The 3,357-nt window shown below is 69.4% G+C and carries 3 protein-coding genes; all 3 read left to right on the top strand.

The window, feature by feature from the left end:
* Nucleotides 1-1,393, top strand: a 1,393-nt coding sequence (locus FNH04_RS43475; RefSeq protein WP_322725559.1) for an ABC transporter substrate-binding protein, incomplete at its 5' end; no start/stop codon positions are given.
* Nucleotides 1,390-2,382: a carbohydrate ABC transporter permease gene (locus tag FNH04_RS43470; RefSeq protein ID WP_152791751.1), complete on the top strand. Its 993-nt coding sequence runs from the start codon at nucleotides 1,390-1,392 to the stop codon at nucleotides 2,380-2,382. The genes FNH04_RS43475 and FNH04_RS43470, both read left to right, overlap by 4 nt.
* A complete protein-coding gene (locus tag FNH04_RS43465) occupies nucleotides 2,379-3,323 on the top strand; it encodes a carbohydrate ABC transporter permease (RefSeq protein ID WP_152791750.1) in 945 nt (314 codons plus the stop codon). The genes FNH04_RS43470 and FNH04_RS43465 overlap by 4 nt, the downstream gene beginning before the upstream one ends.
* The last annotated feature ends 34 nt before the right edge of the window (nucleotides 3,324-3,357 follow it).

Below are 3,357 nucleotides of genomic sequence, written 5' to 3'. Positions count from 1 at the left end.
CCCCCGATCCGCCGATCCGCCGATCCGCCGACTGCCCGTTCACTCCCCCTCGATCGGAGCCCTTCTCATGCGTACGTCCCGCCGCCTCTCCGCCGCGCTGGCGGTGGCCGGCCTCACCGCCCTCACCGCCTGCGGTTCCGGCACCGGTTCGTCCTCGGGCGGCTCGTCCGACGGCTCCCTGGAGGTGTGGTCCCGCTCCTCCCCCGTCAGCGGAGCCGTGTACAAGAAGATCTTCGCCGAGTTCACCGAGGAGACCGGGGTGAAGGTCGAGTACACCCCGATCCTGGACAACTTCGAGCAGCGCGTCGCCGAGGCCGCGAGCGCCCGGGACCTGCCCGACATCGTCATCAACGACTCCGGAATGCTGGGCACGAACGTCTCCCAGGGGCTGGTCCAGGAAGTCGACAGGGACAGGCTGAAGGGGTCGGCCGATGTGCTCGACCGGGCGTGGGAGCAGGCCAAGGCGTACGACGGCAAGTACTACGGCGTGCCCTTCAACGTGCAGTCGTTCGCCACGTTCATCCGCAAGGACTGGCGCGAGAAGCTCGGTCTGAAGCAGCCGAAGACCTGGGACGACCTCACCGCCCTGGCCACGGCCTTCCAGACCGAGGACCCCGACGGCAACGGGAAGGACGACACGTACGGGATGCTCGTGCCCGCCTCCACCGATCGCGGCTACGCCTCCTGGTGGGCGTCCTCCTACCTGTGGCAGGGCGGTGGCGACTTCCTCACCGAGGCCGGCGACGGCAAGTACGTCCCCGCGATCGACTCCCCGCAGTCCGTGGCCGCGGTGCGGTGGATGCAGGACCTGTTCTGCGAGGAGAAGGTCGTCGTGCCGGGCGCGCTCACCCTCCAGACCAAGGACGCCCACGAGTTCTTCAGCAGCGGCAAGGCGGGCGTCTACATGACCGGCCCGTACATGGTCGGCAAGTACGACGTGGACCTCGGCAAGAAGTTCGAGGTCATCCCCTCCCCCGCCGGGCCCGGCGGGCAGGCGACGCTGGCGGAGGGCGAGAACGTCTACCTCATGGCGGGCTCGAAGCTCCAGGAGCAGCAGCGCCGCCTCGCCGAGTTCCTGATCTCGCCCAAGGGCCAGAAGATCGGCCTCAACAGCACCATGCCCGAGCCGCCCGTGCGCCTTTCGGTGAACAAGAAGGTCGACACCGTCGCGGAGCGCGGCGGCGACGCCCGCTGGAAGATGTTCGTCGACGAGTTCACCGCGCACGGCCGCTACACCCCGAACGTTCCCAACTGGCAGCCGTTCCGCCAGAAGTCGGGGGAGACCCTCAACGGCCTGTTCGCCCGCTGCGACGCCGACCCGAAGGCCGAACTCACCAAGCTGGCGGAGGAGTTCAAGCAGGAGCTCGAAACACAGAAGGTGTACGGGGGATGACAGCCGCCGCAACGGGCCCGTCCGCCGCCAGGGGCCCGTCGTCCGCCACGGGTGATCCCACACGCTCGGACCCGGGGCCGCCTCCCCCACGACCCGGGTCCGCCCCCTCGGCCCGCCGGGTCCGGCTGCGCCGGGCGGCCCTGCCATGGCTGTTCCTCAGCCCGGCGCTGCTGCTCTTCCTGTACTTCAAGTACCTGCCGATGGCGAAAGGCATCAACCTCAGCTTCTACAAGGTGCAGCCGTTCCTCGGCGACCAGTGGGTGGGCCTGGACAACTACACGCGGATCCTCGACGAGGAGTCCTTCCGCCGGGCGTTCGGCCACACCGTGGTGTACGCGGTGGCGCAGACGGCGGGCGCGATGCTCCTCGGTTTCGTCCTCGCGCTGCTGCTCGAAGGGCGGGCGCGGACCCTGTGGTTCGTGCGCTCGGCCGCCTTCCTGCCGGTCGTCGCGGCGGTCGCGGTGGTCGCCGAGGTGTGGCGGCTGCTGTACTTCCCCGGGCAGGAGGGCATGCTCAACTCCCTCCTGTCCTGGTTCGGTTCGGACGCACAGCGCTTCCTCGACGATCCGGACCAGGCGCTCGGCTGGGTGATCGTCGTCGGGATCTGGAAGAACGCCCCGTACGACATGATGATCGTGCTCGCCGGACTGGCCTCCATCGACCGGCAGTTGTACGAGTCGGCGGCCCTGGACGGCGCCGGGCTGGTGCGCCGCCTGCGCCATGTGACGCTGCCCGCGCTGCGTCCGGTCGTGACGATCCTGCTGACGCTGGCCGCGATCCGCGGGATGCGGGTCTTCACCGAGGTGTACATCCTCACCGGCGGCGGCCCGGCCGGTTCCACCGACGTGCTGATGACCCGCATCTACGACCTCGGCTTCCGCGCGAACGACCTCGGGTTCGCCTCGGCCTGCTCGGTCGTCCTCTTCCTGCTCACGCTCGTCCTCACCGGCGGTGTGACGTGGTATCGGCGCCGGAAGGAGCTGTCATGACAGCATCCCGTACGGCTTCCCCGACCGCCTCCCGTACGGCTTCCCCGACGGCATCCGGTACGGCTTCCCCGGCGGCATCCCGCTACGACACGGCGCTGGGCTGGGGCTGGGGCCGCGGCCGGCCGCTCGCCTCCTCGACCCGGCTCGTGCTGTACGCGCTGGTGCTGCTGGTGTTCTGCGGCCCGCTGCTCGCGGTGCTCACGGGAGCCTTCGACCGCACACCCGACCCGTCGCAGATGTCCCTGCTCCCCCGTCGCCTGACCCTGGACAACTTCGAGATCGCGGGCGAGCGCGGCCTGTGGACGTATCTGCGCAACTCCCTGCTGATCACCGGGAGTGCGCTGCTGCTCCAGGTGAGCGTCACGGTCTTCGCCGCGTACGCGCTCGCCCGGCACCGCTTCCGCGGGCAGGCCCTGGCGCTGATGGTGATCCTCGCGACGATGATGCTGCCCGAGGAGGTCATCGCCATCCCGCTCTCGCTCGTCCTGGGCGACCTTCCGGGCCTGGGCGTCAGCCTGCGCGGCACGCTGCTCGGCATGGTGCTGCCGATGGGCGGCTGGGGTTTCTCCATCTTCGTGCTCAGCGAGTTCATGAAGGAGATCCCCCTCGAACTGGAGGAGGCCGCGCGGGTCGACGGCGCGGGCGAGCTGCGGATCTTCGGCCAGATCATCCTGCCGCTGTGCAAGCCGGGCCTCGGCGTCGTCGTGATCTTCGGCTTCAACATGATCTGGGACCAGTATCTGCTGCCCCTGATCGTCGCCACGTCCCCCGACCAGTACCCCCTGACCGTCGGGCTGCAACTCATGCGCTCCGTACCGGAGGTGGGCATCGGGGCGCTGCTGGCCGGCGCCCTGGTCGCACTGGTGCCGAGCGTCCTCGTCTATCTGGCCTTCCAGCGCACGTTCCTGTCGGGCCTGACCACTGGAGCAGTGAAGGGATGACCCCGTCGTGACCTCGACCGACCCGGCCACCGAC

The sequence above is a fragment of the Streptomyces phyllanthi genome, from assembly GCF_009377205.1.
GTDB lineage: Bacteria > Actinomycetota > Actinomycetes > Streptomycetales > Streptomycetaceae > Streptomyces > Streptomyces phyllanthi.
This window is presented reverse-complemented; position numbering and strand designations above follow the sequence as displayed.